This window comes from Novosphingobium sp. G106 (assembly GCF_019075875.1).
Taxonomy (GTDB): Bacteria; Pseudomonadota; Alphaproteobacteria; order Sphingomonadales; family Sphingomonadaceae; genus Novosphingobium.
Genome location: NZ_JAHOOZ010000001.1, coordinates 3,743,326 through 3,760,096, shown reverse-complemented (window position 1 = coordinate 3,760,096; position 16,771 = coordinate 3,743,326). Strand labels below are relative to the sequence as shown.

At 65.8% G+C, this 16,771-nt stretch carries 16 protein-coding genes; 9 read left to right on the top strand and 7 right to left on the bottom strand.

Translation table 11 applies throughout. The features are described from left to right. The first annotated feature begins 26 nt into the window (after window positions 1-26). Window positions 27-857: a sugar phosphate isomerase/epimerase gene (locus KRR38_RS17930; protein ID WP_217404128.1), complete on the top strand. Its 831-nt coding sequence runs from the start codon at window positions 27-29 to the stop codon at window positions 855-857. Here KRR38_RS17930 and KRR38_RS17925 read toward each other — a convergent pair whose 3' ends face one another. From KRR38_RS17925 to bioB, 6 genes are read right to left on the bottom strand one after another with little or no spacing between them, the layout of a single operon-like run. Continuing rightward, entirely contained in the window at window positions 858-1,544 is a 687-nt protein-coding gene (locus KRR38_RS17925) for a GntR family transcriptional regulator (protein WP_217404126.1), read from the bottom strand. Window positions 1,545-1,556: 12 nt separating this feature from the next. Then, complete coding sequence (locus KRR38_RS17920) at window positions 1,557-2,342, bottom strand: enoyl-CoA hydratase/isomerase family protein (RefSeq protein WP_217404123.1); 786 nt, start codon at window positions 2,340-2,342, stop codon at window positions 1,557-1,559. Continuing rightward, window positions 2,329-3,438 (bottom strand): phosphotransferase family protein, encoded by a 1,110-nt coding sequence (locus KRR38_RS17915; RefSeq protein WP_217404121.1) that lies wholly within the window; start codon window positions 3,436-3,438, stop codon window positions 2,329-2,331. Before KRR38_RS17915 ends, KRR38_RS17920 begins: the two co-directional genes overlap by 14 nt. After that, window positions 3,390-4,601: an acyl-CoA dehydrogenase family protein gene (locus KRR38_RS17910; RefSeq protein WP_217404118.1), complete on the bottom strand. Its 1,212-nt coding sequence runs from the start codon at window positions 4,599-4,601 to the stop codon at window positions 3,390-3,392. The genes KRR38_RS17915 and KRR38_RS17910 overlap by 49 nt, the downstream gene beginning before the upstream one ends. After that, on the bottom strand, window positions 4,594-5,418 hold the full coding sequence (locus KRR38_RS17905; RefSeq protein WP_217404115.1) for a methyltransferase: 825 nt from the start codon (window positions 5,416-5,418) through the stop codon (window positions 4,594-4,596). Before KRR38_RS17905 ends, KRR38_RS17910 begins: the two co-directional genes overlap by 8 nt. Next, window positions 5,415-6,485, bottom strand: a complete 1,071-nt coding sequence (bioB, locus tag KRR38_RS17900; protein WP_217404113.1) for a biotin synthase BioB — start codon at window positions 6,483-6,485, stop codon at window positions 5,415-5,417. Before bioB ends, KRR38_RS17905 begins: the two co-directional genes overlap by 4 nt. Before the next feature lie 125 nt (window positions 6,486-6,610). Between bioB and KRR38_RS17895 the strand changes: the two genes are divergently transcribed. From KRR38_RS17895 to KRR38_RS17870, 6 genes are read left to right on the top strand one after another with little or no spacing between them, the layout of a single operon-like run. After that, entirely contained in the window at window positions 6,611-8,158 is a 1,548-nt protein-coding gene (locus tag KRR38_RS17895; RefSeq protein ID WP_217404111.1) for a hypothetical protein, read from the top strand. Then, entirely contained in the window at window positions 8,155-8,661 is a 507-nt protein-coding gene (gene accB, locus KRR38_RS17890; protein ID WP_217404109.1) for an acetyl-CoA carboxylase biotin carboxyl carrier protein, read from the top strand. The genes KRR38_RS17895 and accB overlap by 4 nt, the downstream gene beginning before the upstream one ends. 3 nt (window positions 8,662-8,664) lie before the next feature. Then, window positions 8,665-10,032: an acetyl/propionyl/methylcrotonyl-CoA carboxylase subunit alpha gene (locus KRR38_RS17885; RefSeq protein ID WP_217404107.1), complete on the top strand. Its 1,368-nt coding sequence runs from the start codon at window positions 8,665-8,667 to the stop codon at window positions 10,030-10,032. Between the two features lie 4 nt (window positions 10,033-10,036). Next, on the top strand, window positions 10,037-11,494 hold the full coding sequence (locus tag KRR38_RS37415) for a pyruvate carboxylase (RefSeq protein ID WP_217404105.1): 1,458 nt from the start codon (window positions 10,037-10,039) through the stop codon (window positions 11,492-11,494). 14 nt (window positions 11,495-11,508) lie between these two features. Continuing rightward, on the top strand, window positions 11,509-14,283 hold the full coding sequence (locus KRR38_RS37410; RefSeq protein ID WP_217404103.1) for an AMP-binding protein: 2,775 nt from the start codon (window positions 11,509-11,511) through the stop codon (window positions 14,281-14,283). 8 nt (window positions 14,284-14,291) lie between these two features. After that, window positions 14,292-14,441, top strand: coding sequence for a hypothetical protein (locus KRR38_RS17870; protein ID WP_217404101.1), 150 nt, complete (start codon window positions 14,292-14,294; stop codon window positions 14,439-14,441). 43 nt (window positions 14,442-14,484) lie between these two features. Here KRR38_RS17870 and surE read toward each other — a convergent pair whose 3' ends face one another. Then, a complete protein-coding gene (surE, locus tag KRR38_RS17865) occupies window positions 14,485-15,258 on the bottom strand; it encodes a 5'/3'-nucleotidase SurE (protein ID WP_217404099.1) in 774 nt (257 codons plus the stop codon). Window positions 15,259-15,404: 146 nt separating this feature from the next. Between surE and KRR38_RS17860 the strand changes: the two genes are divergently transcribed. Next, on the top strand, window positions 15,405-16,172 hold the full coding sequence (locus KRR38_RS17860) for a PEP-utilizing enzyme (RefSeq protein WP_309141075.1): 768 nt from the start codon (window positions 15,405-15,407) through the stop codon (window positions 16,170-16,172). Beyond that, window positions 16,169-16,771: a hypothetical protein gene (locus KRR38_RS17855; protein ID WP_217404097.1), complete on the top strand. Its 603-nt coding sequence runs from the start codon at window positions 16,169-16,171 to the stop codon at window positions 16,769-16,771. The genes KRR38_RS17860 and KRR38_RS17855 overlap by 4 nt, the downstream gene beginning before the upstream one ends.

Sequence of the window (16,771 nt, the reverse complement as noted above, 5' to 3'; positions counted from 1 at the left end):
TCGACGGCCGGACCGGGAGACCTCCTATGAAGCTGGGTTTGCATCAGGTCACCGCGAACGAACTCGATCCGATCGATCTTATTGAATTGGCCGCTTCGGTCGGGTGCGAGGAAGTCTGCCTGTTCACCCACATCCCGGCGGCGGCATTGCCCGATGACGCCGGGCAGATCCTATTTCCGCTCGTCACGCCAGAGAAGGTGGTGTCGACCAAGTCGGCGCTCGATTGCCACGGGATCGCCGTCGGCAATGCCGAATTCTTCCCGATTGCGGCGGACGTCGACGTGGAGATCTATCGCAGCGGTTTCGAAGTCGCCGCGGCGATCGGTGCGAGGAGTGCTGTCACCCATGTTCATGATCCCGACGACGCGCGCGCCGTGGCGGGCTTGGGTCGCCTGTGCGATCTCGCCGCGGAATACGATCTTCGCCTCGGGCTCGAATTCATGGGCATTACACCGGCCTGTGCCTCGATCGAGCGCGCCGCCTGGTTCGTGCAGCAGGTAGGGCGCGCCAATATCGGCATTGGCGTGGACGCACTTCATCTCGTGCGGACGGGCGGTACGCCCGCCGATGTGCTGAAGGTGCCCGCCTCGCTGTTTGCCTATGCGCAGATCTGCGATGGCGCGGGGCTGCACGTCACGCAGGACTATTTCTCCGAGGCATTCGAGCGCATGCTGCCAGGCGATGGCGACTTTCCTCTGGCCGATCTGGTGGCGGCGTTGCCCGTAGGAATCGCGGTCGACGTGGAGGTGCCTTCGGCCCAGCGGATCGCCGCCAACGGGTCGCCGCTCGACTTCGCTCGCGAGGCCGTGGGCCGCTCACGCGAACTGCTGGCCGCTATAGGCAAGCGGGCGCGATAGTCAGACGGCTATGCCCTGGAAGGAGTTCTCGGGCATCTCGCTAATGGACCGGCGGGTGCAGGCGAAATGACTCTGGACGGCGCGGTCGGCGGCCGCGACGTTCTGCTCGGTCACGGCCTTGCTCACTCTGGCATAGCCCGAGACGTGACGCTGACGCTGTTTCTCGGTCTTGTGTGCTTCCGCCTGGGCGCGGAACAGGTCTGCGCGGTTCAGCGGCATGGCGCGCTCCAGCTCGCGATTTCCGCCGATGCCGATGAGGATTGTGTAGAAATTGCGGCGCTGCTCTAGATAGTGCGTGCGATTGAGGCTGCGGTTGGCCTCTTCGACGGCTCGAGCCGCTGCCTGGATCGCCTGGCGCTTTTCCTTGCTGTCGCAATGCTGGGCAGCGAGCCGCGCGGCGAGGCGGGCGAGGGGCTCGAGCACGTCGAGCAGATCGAGCGTCGTCTTCTGGTCGAGAGCAGCGATATAGGCGCCGCGGAACCGGTTCAGCGTGACGATGCCGGCGACCGACAGGTGCTTCAAAGCCTCGCGCAGCGAACCGCGGCTGATGCCGATGCGCTGCATGAGATCCGGCTCGACCAGATGCTGACCCGGCACGAAGGCGCCCGACCGGATGCCGCGGATGATCGTGTCGGCCACCTTGTCGACCGCTCCGCTGCTGTTCAGGCCCTCCGCTTCCTCGCTCATCCTCTGGATTCCCTATCGTCCGTTGAAACGAGCCGGCCGCCGTTCGAGGAAGGCGCAGACGCCTTCGCGCGCGTCCAGCGTGCCGCCGGCACCGATGATGGAGACGGCCTCGCGGTCGAGTTGCTCGGCAAGACTGCTGCTCGGGCTTTCCGCCAGCAGGCGCTTGATCCGCCCGAAGCCCGCGGTCGGGCCAGTCGCGAGACTTCCGGCGATTGCCAGTGCTTCGGCCTGCAGCGCGTCGTCTGCAATGACGCGGGTGATGAGGCCGGCTTGAAACGCTTCGGCCGCGTCGAGCCTGCGGTTCAGATAGGCCATGTCCTGCGTCAGCCGCAGCCCGATCAACCGCGGCAGGCGATAGGTGGCGCCGCCGTCGGGCGACAGGCCGATCGCCGAATAGGCCATCAGATAGCCGCTGTCCGCTCCGCCGAGGACGATGTCGCCGGCTATCGCAAGGCTGAGGCCGCCGCCCGCCGCCGTGCCGTTGATCGCGGTGACAACCGGGGCGTCGAGGCCGTCCAGCCGCTTCAGCCCTTCGTGGAACGCCGTTGCCATCTTACGCAGCGTTTCGGGCATGTCGGCGCTCTCGGCCATGCCGCGCAGGTCGCCACCGACGCAGAAATTGCGCCCCTCGGCGGTGATCAGCACCGCGCGCGTCGTCGCGGGATCGATCGCAGTGATCGCGTCGCAAAGCGCGCCGATCAGGGGCAGGTTGAGCGCGTTGCCGGTCTGGGGGCTGTTCAGCCGGATATGGACGAGGCCGGCGGCGCAGGTGACGAGGACGAGATCAGTTGCAGCCATGCATCGCCTCCAGCGCCAGGTTTACGAGCCGGGGGAAGCTTTCCGCGCGATCGCGGGCATGGGCCGATGCGGCGGTGCCGCGGATGACGCGGCCCTTGATCCCGTGGAAAATCGCGGCGAGGCGGAAGAAGTTGAACGCGATGCAGAAGTTGTAGTCGGCAAAGCTGCTGCGACCAGTTCGCGCGGCATAGGCGGCGATGTAATCGGCCTCGGAAGGGATGCCCAACGCGGTGATGTCTGCACCGCCAAGACCGGCGACGATGTCGGGCGGCATGCGGTACATCATCGCGTGATAGCCGAAGTCAGCCAGCGGGTGGCCCAGCGTCGACAATTCCCAGTCGAGCACGGCGAGTATCCGCGGTTCGGTCGGGTGGAAGATCATGTTGTCGCAGCGGAAATCGCCGTGAACGATCGACGTCTCGTCTCCGGCGGGAATCGCGGTCGGCAGCCATTCGATCAGCGCATCCATGCCAGGGTCCCGACCGGCATCCTGGTCTTCCAGGTATTGGCGCGACCAACGGCCGATCTGGCGCGCAAAGTAGTTGCCGGGCTTGCCGTAGTCCGAAAGCCCGATCGCGGCGTAATCGATCGTGTGCAGCCGGGCGATCGCGGCGTTCATCGCGTCGAAATGGGCCGCTCGCTCGGCGCGCGGTACCTCGGGGAACGTCGCGTCCCAGACGATACGGCCTTCGACCAGTTCCATTACGTAGAACCAGCTCCCGATCACGCTGTCGTCGGTGCAGAGGCCATAGACATGGGCCACCGGGAAGTCGGCCTGTTCCAGCGCGGAGAGCACGCGCGCCTCGCGGTCGACGGCATGGGCACCGGCGATCAACTGGCCCGGTGGCTTACGCCGCAGGACGTAGGACCGGGCAGGCGTGATCAGCTTGTAGGTCGGGTTGGACTGGCCGCCTTTGAACTGTTCGACGGTCAGTGGTCCGCGATAGCCTTCGACATGGGCTTCCATCCAGCGGCCGAGGGCGGCTTCATCGAAGCGGAATCCCTCGCGAACGCCCGTGCTGCCGGCGTTGGCGGTCGTATCCGTCGTCACTGCGTGGTCCTCCAGTCGCGCTTGATCTTCTTGGCGAGGCTCCATTTGTGGACCTCGGTGGGGCCGTCGTAGATGCGGAAGGCGCGGATCTCGCGGAACACCTGCTCGACCACCGTATGGTCGGTTACGCCCGTGCCGCCCATGACCTGGACGCAGCGATCGGCGACGCGCATCAGGGCCTCGGAAACGGCGACCTTGGCCATCGAGCTTTCAGCCGTTCCCAGCGAGCCGGTATCGAGCACGCCGGCGCACCAGTCGATCATCAGTTCCGCCTGTTTGAGATCGATCATGTTCTCGGCGAGCATGAAGCCGACGCCTTCGTGGTCGATCAGCGTCTTGCCGAACGCCTCACGCCGGCAGGCATAATCCGTGGCGATCTCGTGGGTGCGGATACAGGCCCCGAGCCAGCGCATGCAGTGCGAGAGGCGGGCGGGCGACAGGCGCACCTGGGCATAGGTGAATCCCTCGCCGGCCGCGCCGAGCATCTGGCCGGCCGGGACGCGGAGGTCGTCGATGGTCAGCGTGGCGTGGCCGCCGGGCATCGAGCTGTCGATCGTATTGGGAACTTCGTCGATACGGATGGCGGGATCGGGCAGGTCGACCAGGAACATGCAGGCGCCGGTGCCGTGCCGGGCATCCTCGGCCTTCGCCATGACGATGCCGACCCGCGCGCCCGAAGCGCCGGTGATGAAGCTCTTGCGGCCGCGGATCACCCAGTGATCGCCGTCCTTCCGGCAGGTCGTCTTCATCATCGAGGGGTCTGAACCGGCGCCGCCCTCTGCGGCCGGCTCGGTCATGAAGAAGGCGGAGCGCGCCTCGCCACTGACCAGCGGCGCGAGGAAACGCTCCTTGATCGCGGCACTGCCGACCTGGCCGAGTAGGTACATGTTGCCCTCGTCGGGCGCCGCCGTGTTGCAGGCGAGGGGCCCCAACGGCGACAGGCCCGTGCGGATCAGCACGGTCGCGGTTTCCTTCTGGGTGAGATGGTGGCCGCCTGGCAGGATGTGCGGTGTGAGTACGCCGGCATCGCGTGCCTTCGCGCGCATCTCGAAGACCAGCTCGTCGGTCGGCGCGCCGTGATGGTCGCGCCGCGGGTCGCGTTCGTAGGGGATCACGACCTCGCGGACGAAGCGTTCGACTCGCTCCGCGATCTCGGCGGTGAGGTCCGGGCCGGCACCGGTGACATGGTGATCGGAAGCGTCAGTCATTCCGGAGTTCATCCTTCGCAGATGGGGAAGTCCAATTGCACAGCGCTACTCGGTAGGTGACGGTCGCACCCGCCGCGTTGAACGCGGTCATCACGCGGCGCAGCGCGGCGGGGGAAAGCGGCCGATGATCCGATCGCGGCGTGCCCGCGCCGATGCGCTTGAGCCCCTGCAGAAACATCGCTGCGTTGGGGTAAGCATCGCGCACATGCATTTCGCCGATGGTCAGGTTGCCACGGGGCGGAAACAGGCCGGACAGGAGTTCCAGATCCGGATAGCAGAGGCCGCCGGTATCGACCCCCACTGCATGATGCGCCTGTTCCCACTCGGAGAATGTGCCGTCGAGGAGGGTGCTGAATGCCAGGACACCGCCTGGCGCGAGCAGTGCTGCCAGCCGGCCGAGCGCGGAGCGGAGGTTGCCGAACCATTGGAAGGCCATGCTGGAACAGATAAGATCGACCTCGCCCAGGTGATGGCCCGGAGTCTCTCCATCGAGCGTGACAAAGGTGAGCGTCGGTTTGTGCCCGCTATCTCCCATCGCAGCGGCGCAGCGGCTTACCATGCGCGGGGCGATGTCCGTTACCAGCCAGCGCCCGTCCAGCCCGCGGTCGCGCAGAGCGCGGGTCAGGAAACCCGTGCCGCAGCCGATCTCCAGCAGGCGCAACTTCTCGCCACGCGCGGCGATGATGGGCAGCGAAGCGATCCGATCGGCCAGAGCATCGGCGATACGGCCCTGAACGCGTGCGTGAACGTCGTAGTCCTGTGCACGGTCGAACGCCGTGCCGACCGGGTGCCTGGCTTTCCGGGCTAGGGCGGTCACCGCAGATGCTCGATCTGCATCGGCCTGAGCCCCAGCCGGGCGAACATCGCGGCGTCGGCGTCGTCGCCGGCGTTCGGCGCGGTCAGCAGCGTGTCGCCGGTGAAGATCGAATTGGCGCCGGCCATGAAGCACAGCGCCTGGGTGGATTCACTCATGGATTCGCGGCCAGCCGAGAGGCGGACCATGGACTCGGGCATCGTGATCCGCGCCACGGCGACCGTGCGGACGAATTCGATCTCGTCGATCTTGGCGAGCGGCGTATCGGCCAGCATGTCGCCGAGCACGGTGCCCTTGACCGGGACCAGCGCGTTGACCGGCACCGACTGCGGATGTTCGGGCAGGGTGGCGAGCGCATGGATGAAGCCGACGCGGTCGGGCCGCGTCTCGCCCATGCCGACGATGCCGCCGCTGCAGACGTTCATCCCCGCCTTGCGCACGTTGCCCAGCGTCTCCAGCCGCTCCTCGAAGGTCCGCGTCGAGATCACGTCGCCATATTTCTCGGGCGCGGTGTCGATGTTGTGGTTGTAGTAGTCGAGGCCCGCAGCGGCGAGCATGTCGGCCTGCTTTTCGGTCAGCATGCCCAGGGTCATGCAGGTTTCCATGCCCATGGCGCGCACCCCGTGGACCATCTCGATGATGGCGGGCATGTCGCGGTCCTTGGGATTGCGCCAGGCGGCGCCCATGCAGAAGCGGGTCGAGCCCGCGTCCTTGGCGCGGGCGGCCGACTGCAGCACTGCCCGCACGTCCATCAGCTTGGTCGCCTTGACGCCGCTGGTCGCCGATGCCGACTGCGAGCAGTAGCCGCAGTCCTCGGGACAGCCGCCGGTCTTGACCGAGAGCAGGGTCGAAAGCTGGACCGCGCCGGCATCGTGGTGCGCGCGGTGAACCTCGGCGGCGCGGAAGACCAGCTCGGTGAAAGGCAGGTCGAACAGCGCGGCGATCTCGTCGCGGGTCCAGTCGGTGCGGGGCGAGTCGCTTTCCGAGCGGATTCGCGCCACTGACGATGACTGAAACCCGTCATCGCTTGCGGCCGCCCGAAGGTCGAAAAGCGGGCTATTTTCGAGCATTCCTCTCGTTTCCCTTGGTCTGACGAGGTATTATGGCCTCGCTAATTTGATCAAAATCGTAGGACGATATTGACAGACCAGATACGCCTAGTCCACAAGAATGACAGAAGAGAGGATCGGGGTTGATGCTTGACTATGTTCGCCTGCTGGAAACCAACAACGCGATCCAGACGATCGGTGACGACACCTATTGGCTCTGCGTGACGCGGACGGTGCAGGAATCGAAGCTGTTTCCCGTGCCGTCCTACATGCTGCTCTCGTATCTCTGCTGCTTCTACCGCTATCCCGAGCTGCTGCGGAAGGTCGAGACGCGGCTCAAGGCAGAGGAGATCGGCGATCGCGCGCGGCTGATGGGCGGCAAACTCGGCAATCTGTCGGGCTGGTCGATGCCGACGTTCTATCTGCTGGGGCGCGAAATGCTGATCAATTTCGGCATGCTCGGTCCGGAGGATGCGGCCGAAGACGTCGCTTACGTGATGGACTTCTGGCGCCGCTTCAAGCTCGCCCAGCAGCGCGAGGACGGGCACCTCAATGCCCGCGAGTTCGGCCAGCGCGTACAGCACCTCCCCGAACGTCGCATCCAGCGCTTCCATGCCGAGTTGCAGCCCTGCCAGGCGGGCGATCGGCTCAACGCTGCCGCGCAGACCTTCCTCGCGACGATCTCCCAGTACGGCTTCCTCGTTTCGTGCGAGAGCCGCTGCGCGCTGAACAACTCGGGACCCTACAATCTGGGTGACGGGCGCGAGATGATCATTCGCGACTTCTCCGATCTCGCGGAAGGCGACTATCCCTGGCTCGACGGGGTCGCCGGCGATATCCCCTTCAGCAACCTGACCGTCACGATGGAAGCGACCGGCGGTCATTTCTATCTGGTGGACGACTGGGGCAGCTTCGAATCCCGCCCCGAATTCACCGCCGACAAGCTGACCGGAGTGGGGCTCTACACCTCGGACGCATTGTCGGACGGCTTCGTGCCCGTCGGCATGGGCTCGGCCGAGGAACTGGCTTCGACCTTCGAGGATCTGACCGAGCGCTTGCGCAAGGCGACGGTCGAACTGTGGAAGCGCATGGCCGGCTGGAGCCGCGACCAGATGATGGATGCGGGCGCGATCGTCTATTTCTCGATGATCAAGGATTTCGCGCACCTGGCCGGGGTCTACGACGTCAACGACTGGATGACGATCGACGCACGGGCGGATCGTTTCCGCGGCCTGTTCAACGACGAGTTCGGCCGCGATTTCCTGGGTGAGATGGTGGGCCTGGTCTCCCTGCCCACCCAGCAGATCCACCACTATGCGATGATGCAGCACAACAACAATCCCGTGCGCTACATCTCGCATGTGCCCTATCGCGCGATCGAGCGGGGGGATGACGTGCCGCGACTGGCGCCGATCGCACCGGGCATAAGCCACCACGATCCCAAGCAGGATGCCTATACCACCAGCGCCGGCCGCATGACGCTTGCCGAATACAATGCACAGGCAGCCGAGTTCCGTCCGACGCAGATGGCGAATGCCTATCGCTTCATCTGCGACACGACCGCCAAGTACGCGCCGACCGACGAAACGGTGCAAGCGCTCTACCGGCTCGAACAGGATGGAACGCCGATCGCCGGCCGTGGCGCCGGGCTCAGCCGCGCCGATGTCGAAACCAGCCGGAGTGCCAATGCATGAGTGCCGGAAAAAACCTTTCCGACCTTGAACAGCTGATCGAGGACTTCAAACGCTCCGGGCTGCGCGAACTCCACGCCCGTCATGGCGAGTTCGAGATCTATCTGTCGCAGGACGCCGACGCTCCCGGGCTGGACGCACCCAAGGTTTCGGTGACGCGCAAGCCCGCGGCGAAGCAGGCGGCGCAACAGTCGGTTCCCAAGGAAGCCCCAGCCCCTACGCCGGCCTCCGCGAGCAGCGGTGCGGAAGCCAGCTGGCCAGCAGGGTCCGAAGTGATCCGCGCGCCCTATCTCGGCACGTTCTACCGCTCGCCGAAGCCCGGTGCGGCGCCTTATGTCGAGGTCGGCACGACGGTAGAGGCCGACAGCGAACTGTGCCTCGTCGAAGTGATGAAGCTGTTCACCACAGTGCGTGCCGGTGTGGCAGGCAAGATCACCCATGTGCTCGCCAGCGACGGCGAACTGGTCGCCGCCGAACAGCCGCTCTTCGTGATCGCAGCGGCCTAGGTCATGGCGATCTCCCGCCTCTTCATCGCCAATCGCGGTGAGATCGCGCTGCGTGTGCTGCGGGCCGCGCAGGCGCTGAATCTCGAGACGGTGATCGGCGTTTCCGATGCCGATCGCGACAGCATGGCGGCGCGTCTCGCCGATCGCCGGCTGGTACTGGGGCCCGGCCCCGCGGCGAAGAGCTACCTCGACGCACGGCTGGTGGTCCAGGCGGCCAAGGCCAGCGGCTGCGATGCGCTCCATCCGGGTTACGGCTTCCTCTCCGAACGCGCCGAACTCGCGCGGCTCTGCGACGAGCACGGCATCGTCTTCGTGGGGCCCGAGCCCGACATGATCGAGGCGCTGGGCGACAAGCTGCGCGCGCGGGAAATGGCTGCGGCGGCCGGCGTTCCTCTTGTGCCGGGCAGTGGCGAGATCGCCAGCGCAGCCGATGCGCGCAAGGTCGCCGACCAGATCGGCTATCCCGTGCTGCTAAAAGCCTCGGCGGGCGGCGGCGGCCGCGGCATGGTCATCGTCAACGGGCCTGCGGAGGTCGAGTCCGGTTTCAATCGCGCCAGCGCCGAGGCACTCGCCGCCTTCAACGACGGCACGCTGTTCATGGAGCGCTTCGTCCCCGAGGCGCGCCACGTCGAAGTCCAGCTCGTCGGCGACGGCAAGGGCGAGGTGGTCCATTTCGGCGAGCGCGATTGCTCGGTTCAGCGCCGCTACCAGAAGGTCATCGAGGAAGCGCCTTGCGTCGCCATGCCGGCCGAACTGCGCGCGCAGCTTCACCAGGCCGCGGTCGATCTGGCCAAGAGCGTCAACTACCGCAATGCCGGCACGGCCGAGTTCCTCTACGACGTCACGCGCGGCGAAATCTATTTCATCGAGGTCAACGCGCGCATCCAGGTCGAGCATCCGGTCAGCGAGATGATCACCGGTCGCGACCTCGTGCAGGAACAACTCCGCATCGCGAGCGGGCAGGGCCTTTCGGTGTCGCAGGACCAGATCACCGTTTCGGGTCACGCCATCGAATGCCGGATCAATGCCGAAGACACGCGGCGGGACTTCGTGCCCGTGCCCGGCACGATCACCCGCTGGCGGCCGCCCGAAGGCGAAGGGATCAGGCTCGATTCCCATATCACCGAAGGCGCCAGCATACCGCCGTTCTACGATTCCATGATCGGCAAGCTGATCGTCCATGCCGATACGCGCGACGCCGCGATCGATCGGCTGATCGGTGCGCTCGACAGCTTCGAAGTGGAAGGCGTGCCGACCACCATCCCGCTTCATCGCGCGATCCTGAAGGATCCGCGCTTCCGGTCAAACACCATCCACACCCGCTGGCTCGAACAGGATCTGTTCGCGAGCCAGCCTCTGGCAGCGGAGTAGGCGCGTGGCGCATATCCAGTTCCTCGACGAAACCTTGCGCGACGGTCAGCAAAGCCTCTGGGGCATGCGCATGCAGGCGGGCATGGCCCTGCCCGTGACGCCGCTCATCGACCAGACCGGCTACCAGATCATCAGCCTTGCGGGCTCCTCGCTGTTCGAAGTGCTGATCCGCCATTGCCAGGAAGATCCCTGGGCGGGCCTGGACTTGCTGGTCAAGTCGATGCCGAACACGCCGCTCCGGGCCGGATGCCGTTCGAACGGTTCGGTCACTTTCGGCTTCACTCCCGATGCCCTGATGGACATCTGGGTCGACCGGCTCTGCGCTCACGGCATGCGCAGTTTCTGGCTCTACGACGTGCTCTTCAACATCGACAAGATGCAGCGGCTGGCCAAGCAGGCGAAGCAGTACGACTGCCAGGTGGCGGGCACGATGCTGTTCACCCTCTCGCCCGTCCACGACGATGCCTATTATGCCGACAAGGCGGACAAGCTCTCGGCGCTGCCCGAGGTCGACAGCCTCCTGCTCTATGACACCGGCGGCGTACTCGATCGCAATCGGATCTCGACGCTGGTGCCGGCAATCGTCGCCAAGGCGCGGGGCAAGCCGATCGAGATGCATGCCAACAACATGCTGGGCCAATCGGCGAAGTCCTACATCGATGCCATCGAGTTCGGCGTCACCACCATCCATACCGCGGTGCGGCCGATGGCCAATGGCCCGTCGATCCCTTCGGTGGAGATCATGGCCCGGAACGTCGAGATGCTGGGCCACACCCACAATCTTGACACCAGCAAGTTTCGGGCGGTGGCCGACCATTTCGAACGCGTCGGCAAGGCTGCGGGATTCCTGGTCAACCAGCATTTCGAATACGACGTGACCTCGCTCAAGCACCAGATCCCGGGCGGCATGATGGGCACGCTGCGGGCGCAGCTCGTCCAGCAGAACATGCTCGAAAAGCTGCCCGACGTGCTCGAGGAGGTCGCCCGCGTGCGGCGAGAGCTGGGCTATCCGGGTATGGCGACGCCTTTCGCGCAGCTCGTTGGCACGCTCGCCGTGCTCAACATCGTCACGGGCAACCGCTATTCGGTCGTGCCCGACGAGGTCATCCAGTACGCCGCCGGCTATTACGGCGCCCCTGTCGCGCCGATCGACGAAGACGTGATGGACCGCATCATGTCGATGCCGCGCGCCAAGGAAATCCTGGCCTGCCCGCCCGAGCAGCCCGACCGTGCAGAACTGCATCGCCGCCACGGCACCGGCGGCGATGACGACGAACTGCTGCTACGCGCCCTGGTGCCGGCGACGGACATCGACCGGATGCGCGCGGCAGGCGCGGTGCGGCAGGACTTTCCGACACTGTCCTCGCCCGAGCTAGACCAGGTTTCGCGCCTGATGCGGATGGCCAGCCTGCCCATGGTGCAGATGCGCTCGGCCGAGCTTGAACTCGTGATGCGGCGCTAGGTGAGGTTCGCGCCATGCGCATGATCGACTTCTTCGATCGCGGTGCCCGCATGGCGCATGACTGGCCCTGCATGATCGAGGGCGAGACCAGCCGCACCTACGCCGAAGTGAAGCGCCGCAGCGATGCCATTGCGCGCGGTTTGATCGCCGATGGCTTCGCGCCGAGCGCCCATGCCGCGGTGCTCAGCGGCAATTCGATGACCGCCTTCGAAGCGATCCTGGGCATCCTGCGCGCCGATGGCGTCTGGGTGATGGCGAACAATCGCGCGGCCGTCGGCGAGAACGCCTACCTTCTCGACCTGCTCGACGTCGATACCCTGTTCGTTCATTCGGACATCGCCGATCGCATCGAAACCTTCCGCCGCGATTGCCCGAACATCCGCCGCTACGTCGCGATCGACCGGCCGGTTGCGGAGGCGGACGTCTGGCTCGGCGATCTCGTGATCGAGGGCGACGACCGGGTTCCGCAACGCCGCCCGGGTGCGAGCGAGGAGCTGGGCTTTCTGGCCAATACCGGCGGGACCACCGGGCGTTCGAAGGGCGTCATGCTCAGCAACGGCAACTGGCAGGCGCTGGTGTCGAGCCTCGTCGCCTCGATGCCGATGAAGCAGTCGCCGGTGAATCTCGTGGCGGCACCGATGACTCACGCCGCCGGGCCGCTGGCGCTGGCTTCCATGGCGCTTGGCGGGACGGTCATAGTCTTGCCGGCGTTCGACGCCGGCGCGGTTGTGCAGGCGATCGAGCGGCACCGCGTGACCTACATGTTCCTGCCGCCCACTGCGATCTACATGCTGCTCGCGCATCCGGACGTCCGGACTGCCGATCTCTCCAGCCTGGAATATATCTCCTACGCCGGCGCGCCGATGTCGCTCGACCGGCTGCGCGAGGCGATCGACGTGCTCGGCCCGGTGATGAACGCCAGCTTCGGCCAGACCGAGGCGCCGATGTGTGTCACCGCCATGCCGCCGCACGAGCATCTGAACGCTGCCGGCGACCTTGCCCATCCGGGCAGCTGCGGCCGCGCCAACCTGCTGTCGATCGTCGAGATCATGGACGACGAAGGCAACATTCTCCCGGCCGGCGAACGCGGCGAGATCGTCGTGCGCGGGCCGCTCGTCATGCAGGGCTATTACAAGAATCCGGAGGCGACGGCGGAAGTCTCGACCTTCGGCTGGCATCATACCGGCGACATCGGTCTGCGCGACGAAGACGGCTGGTTCTATGTGGTCGACCGCAAGAAGGACATGATCATCTCGGGCGGGTTCAACGTCTATCCCGCCGAGGTCGAGCAGGCGCTGATGGCCGATCCGCAGGTGCAGGACTGCGCGGTGATCGGCGTGCCGGACGAGAAATGGGGCGAGGCGGTGATCGCCGTGGTCGAGCCGCGCGCGGGCGGTACGATCGACGTGGCGAAATTGCTCGCCGCCGCGCGCGAGGTGCTGGGCCCGGTGAAGACACCCAAGGCAATCGAAGTGATGGAACGGCTCCCCCCGCAGCAATGCCGGCAAGGTGCTGCGCGTCGAACTGCGCAAGCAGCGTTGGGCGGAGGCAGGAAGGACGATCTGATGCGCGACGCAGTGATCCTGGGGGTCGGCATGACGCCGTTCGGCCGGCATCTCGACAAGAGCCACGAGCAGCTTACCCAGGCGGCGGTGCGCCTTGCGCTCGAGGACGCCGGGGTCGAAGGCCAGTCCGTTGACATGGCGGTCTACGCCAATGTCATCCAGGGCTTCTTCGCAGGGGAGATGTCGATCCCGGGCGAGTATGCGCTGCGCCCGCTCGGGATATCCGGAGTGAAGGGTTTCCACGTCGAAGCGGCTTGTGCCAGCTCGACGGTGGGTCTGCATCTCGCGATCGATCATGTTCGTGCCGGGTTTGCCGACATGGCGCTCGTGGTCGGCGTGGAGAAGCTCTACAGCCAGGACCGGGCCAAGCGTTTCGCCGTGTTCCAGCAGCCGCGCGACATCGAGGAAGCCGAAGGCTACATTTCGCGAACCGCGAGCCTGCTTCAGCCGGTGCCGGAAGGCCTCGATCTCGAAAGCCCCAATGCGTTGATGGAAGCCTATGCCGCCCAGGCTCGGCTGCATATGGCGACGTACGGAACCACCCAACGTCAGATCGCAGCGGTCGCGGCGAAGGACCATACGGCCTCACAGCACAATCCCCTGGCCCAATATCGCGAGGCGATGAGCATCGATGACATCCTGGCCGCTCCGCAAGTCGCCTGGCCGCTTACCAATCCGATGTGCGCGCCGATCAGCGACGGCGCTTCGGCGGCGATCGTCTGCTCGGCCGAACTGGCCGCACGGTTTTCGGGTGAAGCGATCCGCGTGCTCGCTGCCGAAAGCCAGACCGGCAGCGACCGGGCACCCGACGACTTTGCCAATCATGTAACCCGGTTGGTCTCGACCCGTGCCTACGAGAAGGCGGGGCTGGGACCGGCGGACATGGAGGTTGCCGAAGTGCACGACGCAAGCTCCATCGGCGAGATCATTCAGACCGAAGCCTTGGGCCTGTGCCCGCCCGGCGAGGCCGGCCCCGCGGCCGAGCGCGGCGAGACGGCGCTCGGCGGGCGCATCCCGGTCAATGGGTCGGGTGGTCTCGTATCGAAGGGACATCCGCTCGCGGCGACGGGCATCGGCCAGATCCACGAACTGGTCACGCAGCTGCGCGGCCGGGCCGGCCGGCGCCAGGTCGAGGGCGCTCGCATAGCCATCGCCGAGAATTCGGGCGGCTTCTACGGTGTCGAAGACGGCATGTCCGCCGTCACGATCCTGTCTCGCTCATAGGAGAACCCATGAAATTGACTCGCTGGGCGATGGCGGGGGCGACCGTCTTCGTCATCTACAAGTATTCCATCGGCAAGAAGACCCGCGGCGCGAAGGTGTTCACGACGCAGGACGACGCGCTGGAAAAGACCGAGCCGGAACTGCGAAAAAGAGCATGACTGCGTCCAGCCTCGGAAACGACCGAGGCCGGAACCCATGACGTCAGGCTTCGAAAAGCTGTTGCAGCCCTGAAAGCGCGCGGCGATCGGTCATGTCGAGCTGCAGCGGGGTGATGGAGATTTCCTTGTCGAGCGCAGCCTGCAGGTCGTTGCCCGGTGCATGGCCGCCTTCGGGATGCTCGATCTTGATCCAGTAATAGGGGATATGGCGCTCATCGATGCGGCGGACCGGGCGGAAGGCACCAGGCGGGCGCAGGCCCTGGGTGGTGGTGCGAATGCCTTTCACCCCGTCCGGCGGGCAGTCGGGAAAGTTCACGTTGACGAACATCCCGGGCCGCCATTCGGCGCGCAGGAGCTTTTCGATGATGTCGCCGGCGAAAGCTTCTGCCGTCGCCCAGTGCGGCTGGTTCGGCGGGCGGAACACCTGGCTGAGCGCGATGGCGGGAATGCCGAGCATGGCGCCTTCCATCGCCGCCGAAGCGGTGCCCGAATAGGTGATGTCCTCGGCCAGGTTCGGGCCCCGGTTGATGCCCGAAACGATGATGTCCGGACGCGTGCCGGGGATCAGGTCGTGCACGCCGAGCAGCGCGCAGTCGGTGGGTGTGCCCTTGACCGCGAAGTGCCGTTCGTCGCGCTGCTTTACGCGAATCGGATGATAGGTCGACATCGAGTGACCGGCGCCCGAACGCTCCTCGTCCGGCGCGATCACCCAGACGTCGTCCGTGAACCGCCGCACGATTTTCTCGAGCAGGACGATGCCGGGGCCGTCGATGCCGTCATCGTTGACGATCAGGACGCGGGGCGGATCGGTGGGCATGGGGCATTTCCTCTTCCCTGGGATTGATCCGTTCAGCTACGCCGGCAAAATTAATCGGTCAATATCGTAGGACGATTTCATCCAAAAATGTTGACAGGCGATCCGGGATTCGGCAATCGTCGGGAAACAGCACAAGGGAAGAGGGTGTGACCTCCGACAAATTGCCGATCGACGATGCGCTCCACGTACGCCCGCCCGCTTCGCCGCTGGTCGAGGCGGTTTTGGACCTGATCAAGGCGCGCGTGCGCAGGCGCCTGGGCGAGTCCGGAATGAGCTGGGAGGAGTTCGTTTTCTCGGGCTCGGATCGCTTGATAACGGCCCAGGATATCGCCGATGTCGAGGCGTCGATCCTCGCCTCGGGCCACCGTTTCGACTGGTCGGCGCGGATATCGGTGGCCGAGCGTCCCGAGGTGCACAAGCCGCTCGCCGGGGCTGAGGAACTGAGCGCTGGGTTCGCTCATCCCGAGGCACCAACGGCCGAACCCGACGAGGCCGGGCGGGCGCTCCGCGGGATCGGCGACAACGTCGTGCGTCATCCCGCCGACGTATCCGGCAAGGCGCTCTACGTCCGCTCGAACGAGCGCGTGCTGGAACTGCTTTCGGGCGGCGTACCGGCCGGATCGATTGCGATCATCGACGATTCCGGCGGTACTTTGACGGCGCCGATCATCGACCAGTTTGCCGGAGTCATCTGCGCCGGCGGCAGCGTCCGCTCGCACCTCGGGATCCTGACGCGTGAGTACAACATTCCATGCCTGATGAACGCCAAGGTGACCGGCATCCGAGAAGGCGATCGCATCGCCATCGAGGCGACCGCCGCGGCGAAGACTACCGAGGACTACCAGCAAGGTACCGAACGCGTCGGCCGGATCTGGCTGCTCTCCATCGAAGACTTGGCGGAGGCAGGCCGATGAACGACCGCGATCTCGTCTTTCACGCTACCGCGATCAAGCGTCATGCCCCGTCGGCGGCGATCGCTGCGCTCGCCGGCCTGCCCGAGGATGTCGCACGGGCTGAACTCGAAGCCGCGGTCGCCGCGGGCCGCGTGTTCGAGGCCAAGGGCGCCTATGCATTGACCCCGCTGGCCGGCGTCGCGCTCCAGGCACGCTATGCGAGGCACTTCGCGGCCCTCCGCGGGGATGCGGGCTTCGTCGGCGCCTACGAGGGGTTCGAGCGGATCAACGTCACGCTCAAGCAGATCATCACCGATTGGCAGACCCTGGACGTCGGCGGCGCCAAGATCGCCAACGATCACCGCGACAAGGCGCATGACGCGGCCGTGATCGATCGGCTGGGCGGGCTGCACGAGCAGGCCGAGCCGATCCTGACGCGCCTGTCGGGCAAGCTGCCGCGGCTGCGTTACTACGCCGACAAGCTCCTCGCGGCGCTCGAAGCGTCCGAGGACGGCGACCACGAATGGGTCAGCGACATCCGCCGGGACAGCTACCACACGGTCTGGTTCGAATTGCACGAGGAACTGCTGCGGATCATGGGCCGCGAGCGCGAGGAATAG